Here is an 18,311-nt window from a genome sequence, read left to right as displayed (position 1 = left end):
ACTGGAAAAACTCCCGTTAGTTTGGCAAGTTATGAATGAATAATATTATTAGCTGGAATTTATCCTGTTAATCTGGACCAATATAGCGCATATCATGCTTTTTCGTCTGAATTAACGGGAGGTTTTCCCACTAATTGATGAGATTTAGCCAAATTAGACGAATTAGATGGAGAAAATCCCGTTAATCCTTCTTTTTAACGAAGTTTACGTAAAAAAACTTAAGGGCAGAGCCCATTTTAAAAATTCCGCCTATTCACATAACAACGAACTCATTTACTTTTACAAAAATCCATTCTCCATCAGAAATGATGTACTGAGTCTGGACTCCTTCTTCGCCGACGAATCTGGCTGCTTGAAATGGAGCAGATGGTCAACGTATTTTCCTATGACATCGTTTTCGATGTTAACGGTATCGCCCGCGTGCTTGTGCTGAAGGGCGGTCTGGGCAAGCGTATGCGGTATGATCGAGACGGTAAACGTATTGGATGCGGTGTCTACGACCGTAAGGCTGATGCCGTCAATGGTGATGGACCCTTTTGGAATGACATAACGGAGCAGTTCTCCCTCATCCAGTTGGACCTTAAAGACGACGGCATTGGCATCAGTCTCGCGGTTGATTATTTTACCGGTGCCATCAATATGGCCCTGTACGATATGGCCGCCAAATCGCCCGCCCGCTTGCATGGCTCGCTCCAGATTTACGCGTTCCCCCGTCCGAAGCTCGCAAAGGTTCGATTTGCGATACGTTTCAGGCATTACATCTGCCGAGAACGACGTCGAATCAAAGGACGTTACCGTCAGGCAAACGCCGTTGACCGAAATACTGTCACCGAGCAAAACGCCCTCCGTTACCAGAGACGCTCCAATCACAAGGCGCATGGCTTCACCCTGCTTCTTGATTCCTTTCATTTTGCCTACTTCTTCCACTAAACCGGTAAACATGGGCTTCCTCCCTAATCAGGCCGATTAAACAGCCTGCTTCTAATACATCGGGTAACCCGAAATACGGATATCCTCGCCGGCCATTTCGACACTGACGCGATCCAACTGAACGGCATCTGCCATTTTGTCAAAACCGGCGAATGTAAACGTTCCTGGCGCTGCTGCGCCTCCGATAATTTTAGCGGCGTAATAAAGGACAATCTTATCGATAAGGCCTGCTGCCAGCATGGCTCCATTTAACTGGCCGCCGCCCTCAAGGAGAATGGAGCCGATTTCCAACTCGCCAAGCTTTTTCATACCTGCGGTTAAATCCACCTGAGCATCATTGCCGCAAAGCACGACTTCTACTCCAGCAGCTTCGAGCGCCAGTTTCCTTGCTTCGTCTGCCTGAGCGGAAGCTAAAACAATGGTACGAATCGTACGATCTGTCACTACTCTAGCGCTTAGCGGCAATCGAAGCTGGGAATCCACGATGATTCTTACCGGATTAATGGCAGGAACCGCAGCTCTGGTATTTAACAGAGGATCATCTGCGAGTACCGTTCCGATTCCGACCATGATGGCTTCATGCTGATGGCGCAGCGTATGAACCTGCTCGCGCGCTGTTGTGCCTGTTACCCAGCGGCTGTCGCCTGTTTTGGAAGCAATTTTGCCATCTAGCGTGCTTGCGGTTTTCAAAGTGACAAAAGGAATTCTAGTTGTAATGTATTTATTGAATTTTTCGTTCATTTGTTGGGATTGCTGTTCCATTACTCCTACCGTAACTTCAATTCCCTCTTCACGCAGCCTTGCGATCCCCCTACCTGACACCTCAGGGTTTGGATCGCCGCTTGCGACTACCACTCTCGCTGCTTTCGCAGCTATAATGCGTTCGCAGCATGGCGGTGTTTTGCCGAAATGACTGCATGGCTCCAGCGTCACGTACACGGTTGAGCCTTCCGCCTCATCACCAGCCATTTGCAAAGCATGAACTTCTGCATGGCCTGTGCCTCGCTTCAAATGCGTGCCGAGGCCGATAATTCTTCCATCCTTGACAACGACACAACCAACGACAGGGTTAATTCCTGTTTGCCCGGAAGCTTTGGCCGCCATATCCAGAGCCAAACTCATATAATACTCATCGTTTAATATGTCCATATACAAAAAACACCCCTATCGGCAAACGATCCGACAAGGGTGATGAAAGAGTATTCGAGATCTACGACAAAACCGATCGGCGTTGTCGGTTTTAAAAGCCGACTCCTACCTTATTCGCAAATATTGCGTTAACGGTTTGTGAATACGCTAAAAAACAAACTTAAATTGTATGTGAAATTAAGCACAAACAAATAAGCCAATTGTTATAGCTGTCGAAGCATCTCCTTCTCCCATCCAGACTGTACTGTCGGTCCCGGAGTTTCACCAGGTCCACCGTTCCAATTCGCTTCCATTCGGTATGACCGAAATAAAAGCTCCTTAGACCGGGTCACGGACTGACGAGAAGCACAGGGTTTCGGTTATCCGATCACCCTGTACCATCCCGATCACCGCCGGTTAGGAATCTCACCTACCCCGAAGGATGCTGCACTTACATATTTATAGTTGATATCTTATCATTAAATGCTTTCGACTTCAACCTTTTCCATTTTGTCTCCGCCTTTTAATGCGTCAACAAACTCCATGCCCTTCGAAACTTTGCCAAAAACCGTATGTCCGCCATCCAAATGTGGTTGTGGAGCATAACCGATATAGAATTGGCTTCCGCCTGTGTTGCGACCGGCATGTGCCATCGCAAGCGTACCGCGCTCATGCTTGTTCGGGTTGATTTCACAATCAATTTGGTAACCAGGGCCGCCAGTACCTGTACCGTTAGGGCATCCGCCTTGTGCGACGAAGCCAGGAATAACACGGTGGAACGTGAGGCCGTTATAGAAACCGTCGGTAGCAAGCTTCTCGAAGTTTGCTACTGTGTTGGGAGCATCTTGATCGAATAGGTCAATAAGAACTTCTCCGCCGTTTGCTAGTGTGATTTTTGCTTGTTTTGCCATTGCTGCATCTACCTTTCTTTTATCCGGATAAGACTACGTTACCAATTTCGCCCTTATTTCGCAAGCGATGATTTTTGAAGTCTTGCCGGAATGACATCATTACATACGATATTTTCAAGCGATTCCCGCTTAACTGCAAGGTCTGCCTGGCCGTCCTTTACGAAAACAACGGCTGGGCGACGAATACGGTTATAGTTGCTCGCCATGGCATAATTATAAGCACCTGTGCAGAAAACAGCAAGCAGGTCGCCATTTTCAGCTTTAGGCAATTCCAAATCCCAGATTAGCATATCGCCGCTCTCGCAGCATTTGCCCGCGATTGAAACCGTTTCTTGAATGGGCTCATTGGCGCGGTTAGCAAGTACAGCTTCGTATTTGGATTGGTAAAGCGCTGGGCGAGGGTTGTCCGTCATACCGCCGTCAACCGCAATGTATTTGCGAACGCCCGGGATGTTTTTGCTGGTGCCGACGGTGTACAATGTCGTTCCTGCATCGCCGACCATGCTGCGGCCCGGCTCTACCCAAATTTCAGGCAGCGGGAATTCCGCATTGGTGAAGTTCGTAATGATTGCTCCTGTAATAGCTGCAACATACTCGCTGATTGGCAATGGCGTATCCCCATCCACGTAACGAATGCCAAAGCCGCCGCCAAGGTTGATAACTTTGAACGTTAGATCCAGCTCGTTGCGAATTTGCACGGCGAAATCTGCAACCTTGTCCACTGCCATGCGGAAACCTTCAACCTCGAAGATTTGCGAACCGATATGGGAGTGAACGCCCAAAATAACAAGGTTAGTCAAGGACAAAGCTTCTTGAATCGCTTGCTTCGCAGCACCATTGCCAAGGTCAAAGCCAAACTTGGAATCCTGTTGGCCCGTGGAGATGTAATCATGGGTATGAGCTTCTACACCTGGTGTAATACGAAGCAAAATATTCACTTTTTTCCCTTTGTCGCCCGCAAGCGCATTAAGAAGCTGGAGCTCCATAAAGTTGTCAACCACGAAGCAGCCGATGCCCGCATCAAGCGCCATGTTGATTTCTTCGGGTGTTTTGTTATTGCCGTGGAAGTGAATGCGTTCAGCAGGGAAGCCTGCTTGCATAGCTGTGTACAGCTCGCCATCAGATACGACATCAAGCGAAAGCCCCTCTTGCTCGGCAATCGCGCACATTGCCATTACGCTGAACGCCTTGCTGGCGTAAGCTACTTGAAAGCGAAGTCCCGATGCTTTGAACGCCTCGACGTATTCGCTAGCGCGTTGACGAACGAGTGCCTCGTCCACAATATAAAGTGGCGTACCGAACTGTGCAGCCAAATCAGCTACATCGCAGCCGCCAATCTCCAAATGCCCTTTAGTGTTAACTTTACTAGTTCCATGCAGGTACATAATTTCCCCTCAGCTTTCTTCTATCTGCTGGCAGATAGAACGGATAGAATTTGCATCAATAGCACAAGTATAACGCAATCTACCCGCCATGCGAAATGGATAAATCCACATTTCATTTGCATTTTATGAATCTACTCCGTCTCCGGCATCTTATCCCGCTGCTGAGCTCTTAAATTGTTAGGCCTTGTTCGGTTGTATAACACGGGCTGGCGAATAATGATACTCCAAAGCGCCCGGAGGTCAAAAGGTATGAGCGGCCACATATAGGGACGGTTGAACGAACGCTCCATTACGAGAAGAAGCATGATGGCCGTTGTCCCAATGACGAAGCCGGGAACACTGAAGGCGGCCACCGCAATAATTAAAACCAGACGCACGATGCGGTTTGCCAGTCCAAGCTCGTAGCTGGGTGTCGCAAACATGCCGATGGCCGCAACCGCCATGTACAAAATAACCTCGTTCACGAAAATACCGGTTTGCACGGCTATATCTCCGATTAATATCGCCGCCACCAAGGACATTGCCGTTGCAAGGGAGGTAGGCGTATGCACCGATGCCATTCGCAGCAGGTCCACTCCGATTTCCGCGAGAAGAAACTGAACAACGAGCGGAAGCTTAGCTGTCTTGTTTGGTCCTAGAAACTCCAATGCCGGCGGCTTAAGCTCCGGATGCATAACAAAGAGCAGCCAAAGCGGAAGCATGAACAACGAGGCAAAAATACCGATAAATCTTACCCACCGTAAATAGGTGCCAATAAACGGCGTCTGGCGGTTCTCCTCGGCATGCTGCATTAAATCCGCGTAGGTGGTCGGCAATGTCATGACGCTCGGCGATGTATCGACGAATACGGCGACATATCCTTCGAGCAAATGTGCCGCCACCGTGTCCGGCCGCTCCGAATAGCGTACGAGAGGGAACGGATTCCAGCCCCGTTTGACGGTTGCCTCCTCCAGCTGCTTGTCGGCAAGCGGCAAGCCGTCGATTTTGACCATCGAAATTTTGTCCTTAATCGATTTCAGAAGTTCTTTGTCCACGATATCTTCAATGTACGCGATGCAAATATCCGTTTGTGTCCGCTCGCCTACCCGCACAATCTCATAGCGCAGTTGAGGGTCGCGCAGCCGTCTGCGAACAAGAGATACGTTTACCATCAGCGTCTCCACGAAGCCGTCCCTACTGCCGCGTACGACCTTCTCAAGCGACGGTTCCTCCGGCCCCCTTGCAGGGAAAGCCTTGGCATCGATCATGACAACGCTCGATTCCCCGTCGATGAACAACGCCGTTCCACCGGAGAGCACACCCGTCAGCATGCTGTTCCAGTCCTCTTCCTTCGTTACTTGTGCAGCAGGCACATATAAATCTAGGAACGAATGAAAGGCGTGCACAGACAAATCCTGGGGCTCCAGATAAGTCAAACGCATTAATACATCAGTCAAAAGGGAATCTTTAACGAGGCCATTCATGCATAGCATCGCCGTACGCCGCTCCCCAAAGGTCATTTCCCTGACTACGACGTCAAAGCTTGTTTTGTAGCCAATCTCATTCTCCAGCCTTACGAGAACGGCATCCAGCTCGTCAGGTATAGGCGTGATTTCTTTCTTGCCTGCTTTCTCCGAGCCGGAGCCTCCAATTTGAGGCTTCTTCTGGGAACCGGCAAAGAACCCATTATCCGAGCTTTGGCCGGATTCCTCTCGCTGCTGATCCTCTGAAATCCCAGCAATAGGAGGAGCGCCATTCTCCCTGCTATCGTGTTCATGCTCCGTTTGTTCATCTTTCATCCGTGCTCACCCCACTTTTATTCAGTTACCATTGAAAAACGAGCCAATCAAATAATGATCCCAATGTTTTCCCTAGAACCATCGCCATCACAAGTCCGACCATGTAAGCAGATAAATTCATTCTTTTGGCCAAGATCGGAAGGACGTTCATCACCTCGGTCAAGGCAGCGGCCAGCATGCCGACGAACATGCCGTCTATCAATCCCGCGGCACTCAAAAAAACTCCGGAGGGCAAAGAAAGCTTCCAGTTCATAAAATCTGCAAACGTCCAATAGAGCGACCCTGAAATCACGGCCGTTTCGAACCAAACCGACATGCGATAGGCGCTCGCGACTTGGGCAAGGCGCGGGATCAAATCCAATACGATCAACAGCGCCACCAGTCCGCTGCCTACCGCAAGCCCGCCCGCAAGCCCCAGCAAAGCGACAAATACGTTGGATATTGCGCTAATCATCGGAGTTTCCCTGCGTCTGATCATAATCCGCCTTTTTGCGCATTTCGTCGGCAATGACATAGGCGTTTACATTCTCTTGGTACATATACAGCTCCACCTCAAGCGGATTTGGCTCTTCATTGAACCTTTTTCGGAACAAATGGTTAAAAAACAGCACCATGCCTAGCCCAATGCCAAGCGAATAAGGGATTTGAAACCATAAAGGATGCTCCGTCCGCTTGCCCGTAATGAGCTCAACGATTCGAATATGGACCTCCTTCATGCTGACGTCGGTGTGGAAATTCATAATGGCTAAGCCCGCTCCAAAAAACAACAAGAGCCACGCAAAAATTAGCACTGGTATACGGGGTTTAACAGGCTTCTCCGCTACCATCACCAGCACCTGCGGGTCTCCATAGGCCTCAATGGTGAGACTGCCCTCCTGCTCTCTTATCGTCTTGACGATTTGCAGCAGGTCGATGACGACGCGGTTGCCGTCCGCTTTCTTATGCTTATAGAGAACAAGCCCCTTCAATCGCCGTTCAATCTCATCGTCCTTCGCGAGCAGCCTTGCGGCTTGCCCCAGAGTTACGCTTTGGTTCGGTTTCATGTAGATTCGTTTTTTTAAACGCAGATAGAGGACCGATTGCTTGGATGTAGCCATCTGTCAGCTTCCCTTCTGCTTATGCTTTGGTGTATGTTTCCCTTTTAGTATGAGAAAAGGAGGATTCGGATACTCATGCAATTTGAGGTAATAAATAGAAAAAACCAAATCGCCTCAAAGGGCGATTTGGTCTCTTATCGATTGCAATATTTTTTTCTCAAGCCTCGATACCTGCACTTGTGATATGCCAAGCCTGCTCGCTACTTCGGATTGCGTTTTATCACGGTAATACCGCAAGTATACAATGAGACGCTCCCGCTCGTTCAAGCCTTCGATGGCTTCGACAAGCGCCAGCTTGTCAAACCAGCGATCCTGGGATTCGTCAGCTATTTGATCCATGAGAGTGATCGGGTCGCCGTCGTTTTCAAACACCGTTTCGTGTATCGACGTAGGAGGCTTATTGGCTTCCTGAGCGAATACGACATCCTCTGGCGTGATGCCAAGCCGCTCTGCAACCTCACTGATTGTAGGCAAGCGGCCTAACGTTTTGGAGAGCTCATCCTTCATTTTACGCACCTTATTGGCGGTTTCCTTGAGGGACCTGCTCACCTTCAACGTACCGTCATCGCGCAAAAACCGTTGAATCTCGCCAATGATCATCGGAACGGCATATGTAGAAAACTTCACATCATAGGACAAGTCGAACTTGTCCACCGATTTCAGCAACCCGATGCATCCGATTTGGAATAAATCCTCCGGCTCATAGCCGCGATTGATGAACCGCTGCACTACGGACCAAACTAGCCTGATATTGCATTGTACGAGTGTATCCCTTGCAAGCGTATCGCCGGACTGACTTAACGCAATAAGCCGCTTCACTTCCGCGTCATCCAAGTATGGCTGGGCCGTCTGCTTTAGATTGACATCCATGAGGTTCAACCCCTATACGCTAATTGTAGAGCGCTTTTTTCGATTCGATTCGTTTCAGCATTGCAACGCGAGTCCCGCCATCAACCATACTGGTAACCTCAAAACGGTCCATAAAGTTTTCCATAATCGTAAAACCCATGCCCGAACGCTCAAGCTCCGGCTTCGATGTATACAGCGGCTGCCGCGCCAGCTCCAAATCCTCGATGCCCCGACCGTTGTCCGATATCGATATCGATACCGAATCGCCTTCAATTTTTGCTTCAATGGTTACTTTGCAAGATGCGTCGCTTTCATAACCATGAATAATCGCGTTCGTAACCGCCTCGGACACTGCTGTTTTCAGATCATTCAGCTCCTCAAGCGTCGGATCAAGCTGTGACACAAATGCAGCAACTGCAATTCGTGCGAAGGCTTCGTTTTCCGAGCGGGCGCTGAAGGAAAGCGTCATTTCATTCGATCCGTTCATGACACCACCTCCAAACTGGAAATTGCGTTCCGTTCGTTATCGTGAATCGTCAATATTTTGAACAGGCCTGACATTTCAAACAAGCGGTGAACATTCGGATTCACGTCGCAAACGACCATTTTTCCGCCCTTGCTCTTCACCTGCTTGTACCTCCCCAGGATAACGCCCAGCCCGGAGCTGTCCATGAATTGCAACTCTTTCAGGCTTAGGATGACATGCTCACTGCTTCCGCGAAGGATCGCCTCCTCCATTTTATAGCGGACGACATCGGCGGTGTGGTGATCAAGTTCTCCCCGCAGCCTCACGATCAGCACATTGCGGTATTGCTCCAATTCTGCTTGCAGACTCATTATGCTGTTCATCTCCTCTAGGTTTTTTCAAATATAAGAAAGCTTGCGGCAAATCCGCACTCCCTTCCTTACATTTACCGTGAAACGTAGACTGCTTTGCGATCAATCAGCTCCAGACGTTTACACTTGCCGAGATAGAACTAGCAATTCTCCAAAAAGGCAGGCTATTCCTGCATGCCGACAAAACTAGAAGCATACCGCTATGAGATGACAAAATACGCTGCCCGATTCAGCCTTATTGAGCTTTTTCGCGAGCTATGCGAACAAACCGGAGAAGGAACGCTTCAGCAATTTAAACCAGCCCGCACGTTCAACCGACAACGGCGCGTCCACGTCAAATTCCTTTAAGACCTGGTCGCCTTGATATACAACCAGCTTGCCGATCGGCTGGCCGATTTGAACTGGTGCTTTGAGCGGGCCGTCGATTTTCAGCTCATAACGAATATCCTTCGTTTGGCTGCCTTTCTTAAGCAGTACGCTATATGCATGCTTGGCTACCAATGGAAGCTCCGGTGCTACGCCCTTTTCGATTTTCAGCGTACCCATCGCTTCTCCCTCTTTAATAATCGAGTGGTTCATGTATTGGGCAAACGTATAATCGAACATTTGCGATACCTCGGCATTTCTGGTCTTGGTATCCGGCTCTCCCATGACTACGGCAATAACACGCATATTATCCCGCTTCGCAGTTGCCGACAAACAATATTTTGCTTCACTGGTAAAGCCCGTTTTCAAACCGTCGGCACCGCTATAAAATCTAACCAGCTTATTCGTATTTACAAGCCAGAATGGCTTCTCTGACGTTTTACGCAAATAATCCTGGTAAAGCCCCGTGTATTTAGTCACTTCGGAATGCTTGAGCAGTTCCCTCGACATGACGGCAATATCATGCGCCGAAGAGAAATGGTTCGCTACAGGCAGGCCATTCGGATTCGAAAATTGCGTATCATTCATGCCGAGCTGCTTCGCGCGCTCATTCATCATGGCGACGAATTCCTGTTCCGTGCCGGCCAGTTTCTCCGCCATGGCTACCGATGCATCATTTCCCGAAGCAAGCGCAATGCCCTTGATCATATCATCTACCGACATTTCCTCGCCCGGCTCAAGGAAGATTTGCGAGCCCCCCATGGAAGCGGCATATTCGCTCGTCTGGACTTTGTCAGACAGCTTGATTTTCCCGTCATCAAGCGCCTCCATAATGAGAAGCAGCGTCATAATCTTGGTAATGCTTGCAGGCGGAAGCTTATCATGGCTATTCTTCTCGTAAATAACGGTCCCGCTGTCCGCATCCATCAGGATCGCTGACCGGGCAGATACCGCCAAATTAGCTGTTGGAGCCTGGTTGGAGGGAGCTGGGCCAGGAGCCGGTGTCGGCTCCACGGCCGCAAAGGCTGCCGCCGGCAGCGCAAGCGCAAATGCGAGAATAAATAAACATAGCTGGATCGAACGTTTTTTCAACTAGATCTCCTCCTAAAAGTTTTGCGAAGCAAAACTTGCTTCGTAAGCGTAGGCTTGGTTTTGCGAAGCAAAACTTGCTTCGTAAGCGTAAACTTGGTTTTGCGAAGCAAAACTTGCTTCGTGACGGTACACTGGGATTACCTTAGCAAACACCGACCGCGCACAATTCGCTTTTCTTTCTCTTTTTAGTGTTGACTCTTAAGTTGGAAATTATTCCATAAGGTAGACTAATTGGGCAACAAAAAAACCGTTCCCCTGAAAGGGGAACGGTTTTCTATCGGATATGCTAGTTACGTATAACGTTCAATACCGGCTGCCGTAATCACGGAAAGCAGCAGCGCTCGATGCTCAGGCTTATAATCTTGAATGTTATATGCCTGGCGTACTCGCTCCGATACCTCAGCGGTAGCACCATTCTCTTCACGCACATGAAGCAAAGCAATCGTCTCACCGGCTGCAACGGCATCGCCAACCTTTTTGCAAAGCATGACGCCAACCGCATAATCAATCACGGCATCCTTCGTCGCTCTGCCCGCTCCAAGAAGCATGGCAGCAAGGCCTAGCTGCTCAGCTTCGATGGCATTAACAAAACCCGCGATAGACGCTTTTACTTCGATTACAACAGGAGCTTGCGGCAACCTGTCAGGCGCGTCTACGATGGATGGATCGCCGCCTTGAGCGGAAACAAAAGACTTGAACTTCGCCAATGCCGCTCCGCTCGAAATCCTCTCTTCCAGAAGTTTCCTTGCTTCTGCAATCGTATCGGCCTTTCCGCCTAACACAACCATATGTGCGCCAAGAGTCAAACATAGCTCCGTTAGATCCTCTGGCCCATGCCCTTTAAGCGTTTCAATGGACTCCTGAACCTCCAAAGCATTGCCGATTGCAAAGCCAAGCGGCTGGTCCATGTCGCTGATAACTGCAGCCGTATTCCGTCCGACTTCCGTCCCGATATTGACCATCGCTTGGGCAAGCTTCTCCGAATCCTCCAGCGTCTTCATAAAAGCACCACTGCCCGTTTTAACGTCCAACACGATCGCATCCGCACCAGCTGCAATTTTTTTGCTCATCACCGAGCTTGCGATAAGCGGGATCGACTCTACCGTAGCGGTAACGTCCCGCAAAGCGTAAAGCTTCTTGTCTGCCGGAGCAAGATTTCCGCTTTGCCCAATAACAGATAAACCGATTTCGTTAACCTGGTTCATAAACTTTTCTCGCGAGAGCTCTGTGCGGAAACCCTCGATCGATTCAAGCTTATCAATCGTTCCACCAGTATGGCCAAGGCCTCTTCCCGACATCTTAGCTACCGGAATGCCTGCAGATGCCACCAGCGGCGCAAGAATTAACGTCGTTTTGTCGCCTACGCCGCCTGTGCTATGTTTATCGACTTTAATCCCGCTTATTGGACCTAAATCTACCTGATCGCCTGAATTCGCCATTGCGAGCGTCAGCGCCGCTGTCTCCTTAGGTGTCATTCCCCGAAAAAACACAGCCATCGCCCAAGCGGACATCTGGTAATCAGGAATGTCTCCGCGGGAATAACCGTCTATTAAAAAAGTCAACTCAGAAGCGGTCAGTTCGCCACCGTCTCTTTTCTTCTGTATTAGATCTACCGACCGCATATTTCCCTCTCCATTCGCACATCCGTTAAGTAAAGTTTATAAAGCGCGTCGCTCCCTCTGCACCTGAACAATAATCTCATCAAGCGATTGGCTTAAATGGATTACATCGAGATGCTGAAGGCTTTCATTCAACAGAGCCGCTTCAATCATCTTTTTACGCATCTGCTCCATCTGCGTAAGTAATTGCTTGTCCATGTCATTGTCCACTCCATCTTTCTTTAATCATGGACATTATACGACGAATAGCAAAAAAAACACTGTCATATTGAGTCGACGTAATTATTACATTTGTGTTACAAAAAATGTTACATCGCCGCAATTAGAGCCGTAACAAGTCCTAAAAATTGGGACTTGACGCGTTCCGTCGTTTCCATAACTTCAGCATGCGACAACGGTTGATCCAAAATACCCGCTGCCATATTGCTAATGCAGGAAATTCCAACAACTTCGATTCCAGAATGACGAGCCGCGATAACTTCGGCAACAGTCGACATTCCGACAGCATCGGCGCCAAGAACCCGCAGCATTCGAATTTCTGCTGGCGTTTCATAGGTTGGTCCTAGCAATCCCGCATACACGCCTTCACGCAATGTAAAGCCTTGGCCTTCCGCAATTTCACGTGCAATCGCACGAAGACGCTTGCTATAAGCCTCGGACATATCCGGAAAACGAACGCCAAGCGAATCATCGTTTGGCCCGATTAACGGATTTTTGCCTGTCATATTGAGGTGGTCGGAGATCAGCATCAGGTTGCCTGCTTCATAGTCGGTGTTTACGCCGCCTGCTGCATTCGTAACAAGCAAGGTCTTAACGCCCAGCGCCTTCATTACGCGAACCGGGAAAGCCGTCAGCTCTGGTCCGTAGCCCTCGTACATATGAAAACGCCCGCGCATAAGCAGAACCGTTCTGCCGGATAACGTTCCAATCAGCAGCTCGCCGGCATGCCCTTCAACCGTCGAGATCGGAAAATGAGGAATATCATGATATTGAATCGTTACCGGATTTTCCAAATGATCGCCCAAGACACCAAGTCCTGAACCCATGATCAGCCCGATTTCCGGCCTTAGTTCCGTTTGTGCCTCAATAAATTTAGCTGCTTCTTTAATATGTGCCGCTGTTAGTCCCGCTGCCGTAATCGTTGTCATCTTAATTCCTCCTAAAATAAATATGAGCCGCAATAAGACTCTTTACCTTACAATGGGTTACTCTTGCACACTCAGCTCAGATAGGAAGCTAGTTCCATTCGGCGGTGCGTCAATGCCAAAATTATCGGCTATGGTTGCGCCAAGATCGGAGAAGGTGGAACGGACGCCGAGCTCGCCCGGATGGTTGAAGGCAGGGCTGTACAGCAAAATCGGCACATACTCGCGCGTATGGTCTGTACCGGGATGAACAGGATCATTCCCATGGTCTGCTGTAATGATTAATAAATCCTTCTCGCCAAGCTGCTTCACCAATTCCGGTACGGAGAGGTCGAACTCCTCCAATGCAGCTGAATAGCCTGCAGGATCCCGGCGATGGCCGTAGAGTGAATCAAAATCTACTAGGTTCGTAAACAATAAGCCTTTGAAAGGCTGCTTTAGTTGTTCGATCGTTTTTTGGATGCCATCGGCATTACTCTTAGTCGGAGTTGAAGAGGTAATGCCTTCCCCATCGAAAATATCGTTGATTTTTCCGATGGCAATCGAATCATAGCCTGCATCCTTTAGTGCATTCAGGACGGTTGGCTGCGGCGGCTTCACCGCATAATCATGACGGTTTGGCGTCCGTTTAAAGGCACCAGGCTGACCTACATAAGGCCTTGCGATTACACGTCCAACCGTAAATCGTTCGTCCATTGTCAGCTCACGCGCGATTTCACAAGCACGGTATAGCTCATCAAGCGGAATAACATCTTCGTGGGCTGCAATTTGGAACACGCTGTCTGCCGATGTATAAACGATCCAAGCGCCGGTTTCCATTTGTTCAGCGCCAAGCTCATCCAAAATATCGGTGCCGCTGGCTGGTTTATTGCCAATTACTTTGCGGCCTGTGCGCTCTTCGAAGGGGCCTAGAAGCTCAGGCGGGAAACCTTCAGGGAAGGTTTGGAACGGAACCGTCATTTCAAGCCCCATCAGTTCCCAATGACCAGTCATTGTATCTTTTCCAACGGATACCTCCGCCATTTTGCCAAAGTATGCGGCCGGCGCTCCTGCTTCAGATTTCCAATCGTGAATCGGAGCAATCCGGTCCAGTCCCCATTTTCTCAAATGCGGGAGCTTCGTTTCAGGCAACTTCTCTACAATATGTCCAAGGGTGTGCGATCCCAGATCACCGAAAGCTTCGGCATCAGGCAGCTCGCCAATTCCTACACTATCAAGTACAATGACCGCAATACGATCGAATTTCATCGTTTTGTTTCCTCCTCTGTCCAATCAACCATGGTGAATGCCATTCTATGCGCGCGGATGCGCACGGTTATATGTATCCTTCATACGGGTTTTTGAAACCTGCGTATATTTAAGCGTGGTCGATACATCCGCATGCCCGAGCAGCTCTTGAACGGCTCGAATATCGGCTCCGTTATCGAGCAGATGCGCAGCTACGGAATGGCGAAGCATATGAGGCGTAATCTCCTCTTCTATGCCAGCTTCTTTCGCATACTTCTTAATCGTCTTCCAAAATCCCTGTCTTGTCAAACGTGTGCCTAAATGATTCAAAAAAAGCGCCGATTCCGACTCCCTTAACGTCAGCAGCTCAGCTCTCCCGATTTGCAGATAATCGTTTAGCGCCTCTGCCGCTAGTCTCCCAAACGGCACAATTCGTTCTTTCTGCCCCGATCCTATGCACTGGACAAATCCAAGCTGCATATTGACATCCTCTAAATTGAGCGATACAAGCTCGGAGACCCGGATGCCCGTTGCATAAATAAGCTCAAGCATGGCCTTGTCCCGTTTGCCGCCTGCACTTGCGCTGCTTGGTGTATCCAGCAGCGTGCTTGTTACGGCTACGCTCAAAATACTTGGCGGTTTTTTCTCTTGCTTGGGGGCTTCAAGATAAATAGATGGATTGCTCAGAAGAACGCCCTCGGCTACCAAATAGTGAAAAAAAGCCCGTACCGACACGATATGCCGGGACAGCGTTGCCGCCTTTCTTCCCTGTTCTTTTAGATGCAGCATATACCTTGAAATATGATGCCTTTGCACGAGATTCAGCTCTAATAGGCTTTCATTTTCAACATAGGAAATGAACTGGTTCAAATCCCGCTGATAGGAAGAAAGCGTATTGGCGGACAAGCCGCGTTCCTCCTTCAAATATTGAATGTAACGAATTAAATGAGCTTTCATCGGTATTCCTTTCGTTTTTCACTCAAGACTGACTAGCTTTTTCACCAAAAATATTCAACATTCGACGCCATAAGTCCTGCTTGACTGCGATAATCTGTGCACTATGCACAATGGATCACTCCCCATACCAGTAAAACCATCTTAGCCGGTCTGCGGCATGTTTGCTGTCAGGTGAGTCCGGATCAGCAACAAATACCTTTAACGCAGCGCCTTTCGGCTCACGGTAAGGATGCACGGGTGAGATAGCGTCCGCCAGCCAGCGATAACCGCCCGTCACAGCCAAAAGCAACACGGAAAATACCAGAATAAAAAAGATGCGGCTCGTCCATCTGCGAATCGAAAAAACCATGCAAATCAGCCTCCTTATGATGCCGATACTGTTGTCCATCAGTACCACCATATGAGGAGACTGCTGCAAGTATGCTATCCATTTTTCAATCGATCGTAGGGAACACTGTCCAACCACTTTTCAAGGGAAGAATAGGGCAGCCCCGTAGCGAGCGCTACCGGCTCGTATGTCACTCTGCCTGCGTGCGTGTTGACTCCTTTTTGAAGCGGAATGCTTTTCCGTATTGCTTCCATTCCATGGTTCGCCAAATCAAGCGCGTATGGAATCGTAACATTTGTTAGCGCAAATGTCGATGTCCGCGGGACGGCGCCTGGGATATTAGCCACGGCATAATGGACGACACCATGCTTAACATAAATCGGGTCCTTATGCGTAGTCGGCCGATCAACGGTAGCAATAGAACCGCCCTGATCGACTGCCACATCTACGATAACCGCTCCCTTCTTCATGCCTTGAACCATTTGCTCCGTGACCAGATGAGGCGCACGTGCGCCTGGAATAAGTACGGCGCCGATCAATAAATCCGCTCTTGCAGCTGCTTCCGCAATATGGTAAGGACTTGACATTAGCGTCCTAACCCGGCCGCCGAAAATATCATCCAAATACCGCATTCGGTCCGCGCTTCTTTCCAATATAATGACGTTTGCCCCCATGCCAAGCGCAACCTTTGCGGCGTTGGTACCCACGATGCCCCCACCAATAATAACAACTTCTGCTGGAGGCACACCTGGCACGCCACCAAGCAATACGCCTCGCCCACCATTAAAAGCTTCAAGGAACTGGGCGCCAACCTGCACCGACATTCTGCCAGCCACTTCACTCATCGGCGTAAGCAAGGGTAAGCTGCCGTTTGCAAGCTGTATCGTCTCGTAGGCAATGCCGGTAACGCCCTGATCAACAAGAGCATTGGTCAGCTCTGGAGCGGCGGCCAGATGCAAATAAGTGAACAACAGCAGACCCTCGCGAAAATAACCAAACTCCTCGGCTAATGGCTCCTTCACCTTCATAACCAGCTCTGCTCTTGACCACACCTCGGCAGCAGACTTGATGAGCTCCGCCCCTTCACGCTCGTAATCCGCATCCTCAAATCCGCTGCCCGCTCCTGCGCCTGATTCAACCAACACTTGATGCCCTGCTGCTGCAAGCACAGTAACGCCTGCTGGCGTCAATGCCACCCTGTACTCGCTTTGTTTGATTTCCTTGGGCACTCCTACGATCATAGTCATACCTCCTCCATAGCTTCAACGACCATTCGAGCCAAAAAAATCTCTTATTATGTTGTATGATGAACCGAGCTGGATTGCTCGTTCTTTTCCGCTCTATAATTGGATAAACAACTATAGAATACAGGATTCCTCTCTATGCTTTGTTATATTTCAGAAATTATGTGTTACAACGACAATAACCCATGCATAACCTCAGGATTCCCCATAGACTGGATAAGCGTAACGCCAAAATCCATTAGGGGGTTCTGCGTCCATTGCCAAAGCTTAAATCAATTCTGAAAAGTTGTGCCTCCTGCAAAGCTTCCAAGCAAACCAACCGTAAGCTTATCACCCTTCGTTCTTCTCAATCTTATAAGCGCTGCCTAAAGCAGCTGAAGGAACTCGGAATCAATCCTTTCAAAACAGTGTCAAGCAGTCGAATCATCGGCTGCCATTTTCATAATAATAAAGTCTGGAAAACCTTAGCCCTTCATCCCCAAGTCGCATTAGTCGAAAAAGATTTACGCATTCGCGCCCATGGATTAAATAACAATGTGCCTGTTTATCATAAAGGCCTTTCAAGACCTCTCTTAACCCCTGCTACGCTCCCTGCATTAGTCACATGGAACATTAATCGAATCAAAGCTCCCGACGCTTGGCAGACGACACGAGGGCGTTGTATTAAGGTCGCCATTCTTGACACTGGGATCGCTAACCATCCAGATCTTAGAATCGCGGGAGGCGTTAATACGATTACTGGCGGGTCTTACGCAGACGATAATGGACATGGCACGCATGTGGCGGGAATCGCATCAGCGATTGGAAATGCAGGAAAATTGACAGGAACTGCCCCCGAGGTGCAGTTGTATGCGGTAAAAGCGTTGGATAAAAACGGAGATGGTTATGTATCTGATATTGTCGAGGGAATTAATTGGTGCATAAAAAACCGCATGCAGATCATTAACATGAGCTTCGGCATTTTAGGCTCTGAGAGCAGCGGCACGATGCATGCAGCCATAAAACGAGCAGCAAAACAAGGAATCGTCATTGTGGCTTCTGCCGGAAATTCAGGCAGCGAAAGCGGCCAAATTGACGAACCAGCTTCATTCCAAGAAACGATTGCCGTTGCCGCTTCTACCCGTACGAATCTAGTAGCTGATTTTAGCAGCAGAGGCAGCGGCATTGGATTAACGGCTCCTGGCGAAAATATAAAATCCACTTGGCTGAACGGCACATATAAAAAGCTCTCTGGCACCAGCATGTCGTCTCCGCATGTCGCGGGAGGCGCTGCGCTGCTCCTATCAATCAGCCCAGGCCTAACGCCGGCTAAAGTCCAAACAAAACTGCGAAAGCGCGCTCTCAAGCTGCCAAACTACTCTTCAACTGCTCAAGGGGCAGGTCTTTTGCAGCTTAATAATATTCTCAACCGCAAATAA

Annotated in this window: 19 protein-coding genes and 1 riboswitch; of the genes, 1 reads left to right on the top strand and 18 read right to left on the bottom strand. The window is 49.2% G+C overall.

Features of this window, described 5'->3' with window-relative positions:
* Window positions 1-279 precede the first annotated feature (279 nt).
* From ribE to ald, 18 genes are all read right to left on the bottom strand, one after another.
* Window positions 280-942 (bottom strand): riboflavin synthase, encoded by a 663-nt coding sequence (gene ribE / locus FJQ58_RS14620; protein ID WP_139994608.1) that lies wholly within the window; start codon window positions 940-942, stop codon window positions 280-282.
* Between the two features lie 39 nt (window positions 943-981).
* Window positions 982-2,079: a bifunctional diaminohydroxyphosphoribosylaminopyrimidine deaminase/5-amino-6-(5-phosphoribosylamino)uracil reductase RibD gene (gene ribD / locus FJQ58_RS14615; protein ID WP_139994606.1), complete on the bottom strand. Its 1,098-nt coding sequence runs from the start codon at window positions 2,077-2,079 to the stop codon at window positions 982-984.
* A gap of 218 nt (window positions 2,080-2,297) precedes the next feature.
* A riboswitch (FMN riboswitch) is annotated at window positions 2,298-2,505 on the bottom strand.
* Window positions 2,506-2,537: 32 nt separating this feature from the next.
* Complete coding sequence (locus FJQ58_RS14610; protein ID WP_139994604.1) at window positions 2,538-2,969, bottom strand: peptidylprolyl isomerase; 432 nt, start codon at window positions 2,967-2,969, stop codon at window positions 2,538-2,540.
* Between the two features lie 53 nt (window positions 2,970-3,022).
* Window positions 3,023-4,354 (bottom strand): diaminopimelate decarboxylase, encoded by a 1,332-nt coding sequence (lysA, locus tag FJQ58_RS14605; RefSeq protein WP_139994602.1) that lies wholly within the window; start codon window positions 4,352-4,354, stop codon window positions 3,023-3,025.
* Between the two features lie 131 nt (window positions 4,355-4,485).
* Window positions 4,486-6,132, bottom strand: a complete 1,647-nt coding sequence (locus FJQ58_RS14600; protein WP_139994600.1) for a spore germination protein — start codon at window positions 6,130-6,132, stop codon at window positions 4,486-4,488.
* Between the two features lie 25 nt (window positions 6,133-6,157).
* Window positions 6,158-6,586, bottom strand: a complete 429-nt coding sequence (locus FJQ58_RS14595; RefSeq protein ID WP_139994598.1) for a stage V sporulation protein AB — start codon at window positions 6,584-6,586, stop codon at window positions 6,158-6,160.
* Window positions 6,579-7,229: a stage V sporulation protein AA gene (locus FJQ58_RS14590; protein ID WP_139994596.1), complete on the bottom strand. Its 651-nt coding sequence runs from the start codon at window positions 7,227-7,229 to the stop codon at window positions 6,579-6,581. Before FJQ58_RS14590 ends, FJQ58_RS14595 begins: the two co-directional genes overlap by 8 nt.
* Window positions 7,230-7,343: 114 nt before the next feature.
* Window positions 7,344-8,099: an RNA polymerase sporulation sigma factor SigF gene (gene sigF / locus FJQ58_RS14585; protein WP_139994594.1), complete on the bottom strand. Its 756-nt coding sequence runs from the start codon at window positions 8,097-8,099 to the stop codon at window positions 7,344-7,346.
* A gap of 19 nt (window positions 8,100-8,118) precedes the next feature.
* The gene (spoIIAB, locus tag FJQ58_RS14580) at window positions 8,119-8,565 is read right to left on the bottom strand and encodes an anti-sigma F factor (protein ID WP_139994592.1); all 447 of its coding nucleotides are present in this window, start codon (window positions 8,563-8,565) and stop codon (window positions 8,119-8,121) included.
* Window positions 8,562-8,915, bottom strand: a complete 354-nt coding sequence (gene spoIIAA, locus FJQ58_RS14575) for an anti-sigma F factor antagonist (protein ID WP_139994590.1) — start codon at window positions 8,913-8,915, stop codon at window positions 8,562-8,564. Before spoIIAA ends, spoIIAB begins: the two co-directional genes overlap by 4 nt.
* A gap of 255 nt (window positions 8,916-9,170) precedes the next feature.
* Window positions 9,171-10,373 carry a D-alanyl-D-alanine carboxypeptidase family protein gene (locus FJQ58_RS14570; RefSeq protein ID WP_139994588.1) on the bottom strand — a complete coding sequence of 401 codons (1,203 nt, stop codon included), beginning with the start codon at window positions 10,371-10,373 and terminating at the stop codon, window positions 9,171-9,173.
* A gap of 290 nt (window positions 10,374-10,663) precedes the next feature.
* The gene (locus FJQ58_RS14565; RefSeq protein WP_139994586.1) at window positions 10,664-11,995 is read right to left on the bottom strand and encodes a pyrimidine-nucleoside phosphorylase; all 1,332 of its coding nucleotides are present in this window, start codon (window positions 11,993-11,995) and stop codon (window positions 10,664-10,666) included.
* Between the two features lie 36 nt (window positions 11,996-12,031).
* On the bottom strand, window positions 12,032-12,190 hold the full coding sequence (locus FJQ58_RS14560; RefSeq protein ID WP_139994584.1) for an aspartyl-phosphate phosphatase Spo0E family protein: 159 nt from the start codon (window positions 12,188-12,190) through the stop codon (window positions 12,032-12,034).
* Between the two features lie 110 nt (window positions 12,191-12,300).
* Window positions 12,301-13,140, bottom strand: a complete 840-nt coding sequence (locus FJQ58_RS14555) for a purine-nucleoside phosphorylase (protein WP_139994582.1) — start codon at window positions 13,138-13,140, stop codon at window positions 12,301-12,303.
* Between the two features lie 57 nt (window positions 13,141-13,197).
* Window positions 13,198-14,385, bottom strand: coding sequence for a phosphopentomutase (gene deoB / locus FJQ58_RS14550; protein WP_139994580.1), 1,188 nt, complete (start codon window positions 14,383-14,385; stop codon window positions 13,198-13,200).
* 45 nt (window positions 14,386-14,430) lie between these two features.
* On the bottom strand, window positions 14,431-15,321 hold the full coding sequence (gene xerD, locus FJQ58_RS14545; protein WP_139994578.1) for a site-specific tyrosine recombinase XerD: 891 nt from the start codon (window positions 15,319-15,321) through the stop codon (window positions 14,431-14,433).
* Window positions 15,322-15,436: 115 nt separating this feature from the next.
* A complete protein-coding gene (locus FJQ58_RS14540) occupies window positions 15,437-15,670 on the bottom strand; it encodes a YqzK family protein (RefSeq protein WP_139994576.1) in 234 nt (77 codons plus the stop codon).
* A gap of 74 nt (window positions 15,671-15,744) precedes the next feature.
* A complete protein-coding gene (gene ald / locus FJQ58_RS14535; protein WP_139994574.1) occupies window positions 15,745-16,890 on the bottom strand; it encodes an alanine dehydrogenase in 1,146 nt (381 codons plus the stop codon).
* Between the two features lie 260 nt (window positions 16,891-17,150).
* On the opposite strand from ald, the gene FJQ58_RS14530 reads away from it, so the two are divergent.
* Window positions 17,151-18,311: a S8 family peptidase gene (locus tag FJQ58_RS14530; protein WP_162341502.1), complete on the top strand. Its 1,161-nt coding sequence runs from the start codon at window positions 17,151-17,153 to the stop codon at window positions 18,309-18,311.

Origin of the sequence: Paenibacillus paridis (assembly GCF_006345825.1) — a bacterium.
Taxonomy (GTDB): Bacteria; Bacillota; Bacilli; order Paenibacillales; family Paenibacillaceae; genus Pristimantibacillus; species Pristimantibacillus paridis.
The sequence above is the reverse complement of the archived record's forward strand: the minus strand, read 5'-3'. Positions and strand labels throughout refer to the sequence as shown.

Excerpts from the sequence above, each read along its gene's own strand:
- ribE (WP_139994608.1), bottom strand. The coding sequence starts at position 942 with ATGTTTACCGGTTTAGTGGAAGAAGTAGGCAAAATGAAAGGAATCAAG.
- ribD (WP_139994606.1), bottom strand. The coding sequence starts at position 2,079 with ATGGACATATTAAACGATGAGTATTATATGAGTTTGGCTCTGGATATG.
- FJQ58_RS14610 (WP_139994604.1), bottom strand. The coding sequence starts at position 2,969 with ATGGCAAAACAAGCAAAAATCACACTAGCAAACGGCGGAGAAGTTCTT.
- lysA (WP_139994602.1), bottom strand. The coding sequence starts at position 4,354 with ATGTACCTGCATGGAACTAGTAAAGTTAACACTAAAGGGCATTTGGAG.
- FJQ58_RS14600 (WP_139994600.1), bottom strand. The coding sequence starts at position 6,132 with ATGAAAGATGAACAAACGGAGCATGAACACGATAGCAGGGAGAATGGC.
- FJQ58_RS14595 (WP_139994598.1), bottom strand. The coding sequence starts at position 6,586 with ATGATTAGCGCAATATCCAACGTATTTGTCGCTTTGCTGGGGCTTGCG.
- FJQ58_RS14590 (WP_139994596.1), bottom strand. The coding sequence starts at position 7,229 with ATGGCTACATCCAAGCAATCGGTCCTCTATCTGCGTTTAAAAAAACGA.
- sigF (WP_139994594.1), bottom strand. The coding sequence starts at position 8,099 with ATGGATGTCAATCTAAAGCAGACGGCCCAGCCATACTTGGATGACGCG.
- spoIIAB (WP_139994592.1), bottom strand. The coding sequence starts at position 8,565 with ATGAACGGATCGAATGAAATGACGCTTTCCTTCAGCGCCCGCTCGGAA.
- spoIIAA (WP_139994590.1), bottom strand. The coding sequence starts at position 8,915 with ATGAGTCTGCAAGCAGAATTGGAGCAATACCGCAATGTGCTGATCGTG.
- FJQ58_RS14565 (WP_139994586.1), bottom strand. The coding sequence starts at position 11,995 with ATGCGGTCGGTAGATCTAATACAGAAGAAAAGAGACGGTGGCGAACTG.
- FJQ58_RS14560 (WP_139994584.1), bottom strand. The coding sequence starts at position 12,190 with ATGGACAAGCAATTACTTACGCAGATGGAGCAGATGCGTAAAAAGATG.
- FJQ58_RS14555 (WP_139994582.1), bottom strand. The coding sequence starts at position 13,140 with ATGACAACGATTACGGCAGCGGGACTAACAGCGGCACATATTAAAGAA.
- deoB (WP_139994580.1), bottom strand. The coding sequence starts at position 14,385 with ATGAAATTCGATCGTATTGCGGTCATTGTACTTGATAGTGTAGGAATT.
- xerD (WP_139994578.1), bottom strand. The coding sequence starts at position 15,321 with ATGAAAGCTCATTTAATTCGTTACATTCAATATTTGAAGGAGGAACGC.
- FJQ58_RS14540 (WP_139994576.1), bottom strand. The coding sequence starts at position 15,670 with ATGGTTTTTTCGATTCGCAGATGGACGAGCCGCATCTTTTTTATTCTG.
- ald (WP_139994574.1), bottom strand. The coding sequence starts at position 16,890 with ATGATCGTAGGAGTGCCCAAGGAAATCAAACAAAGCGAGTACAGGGTG.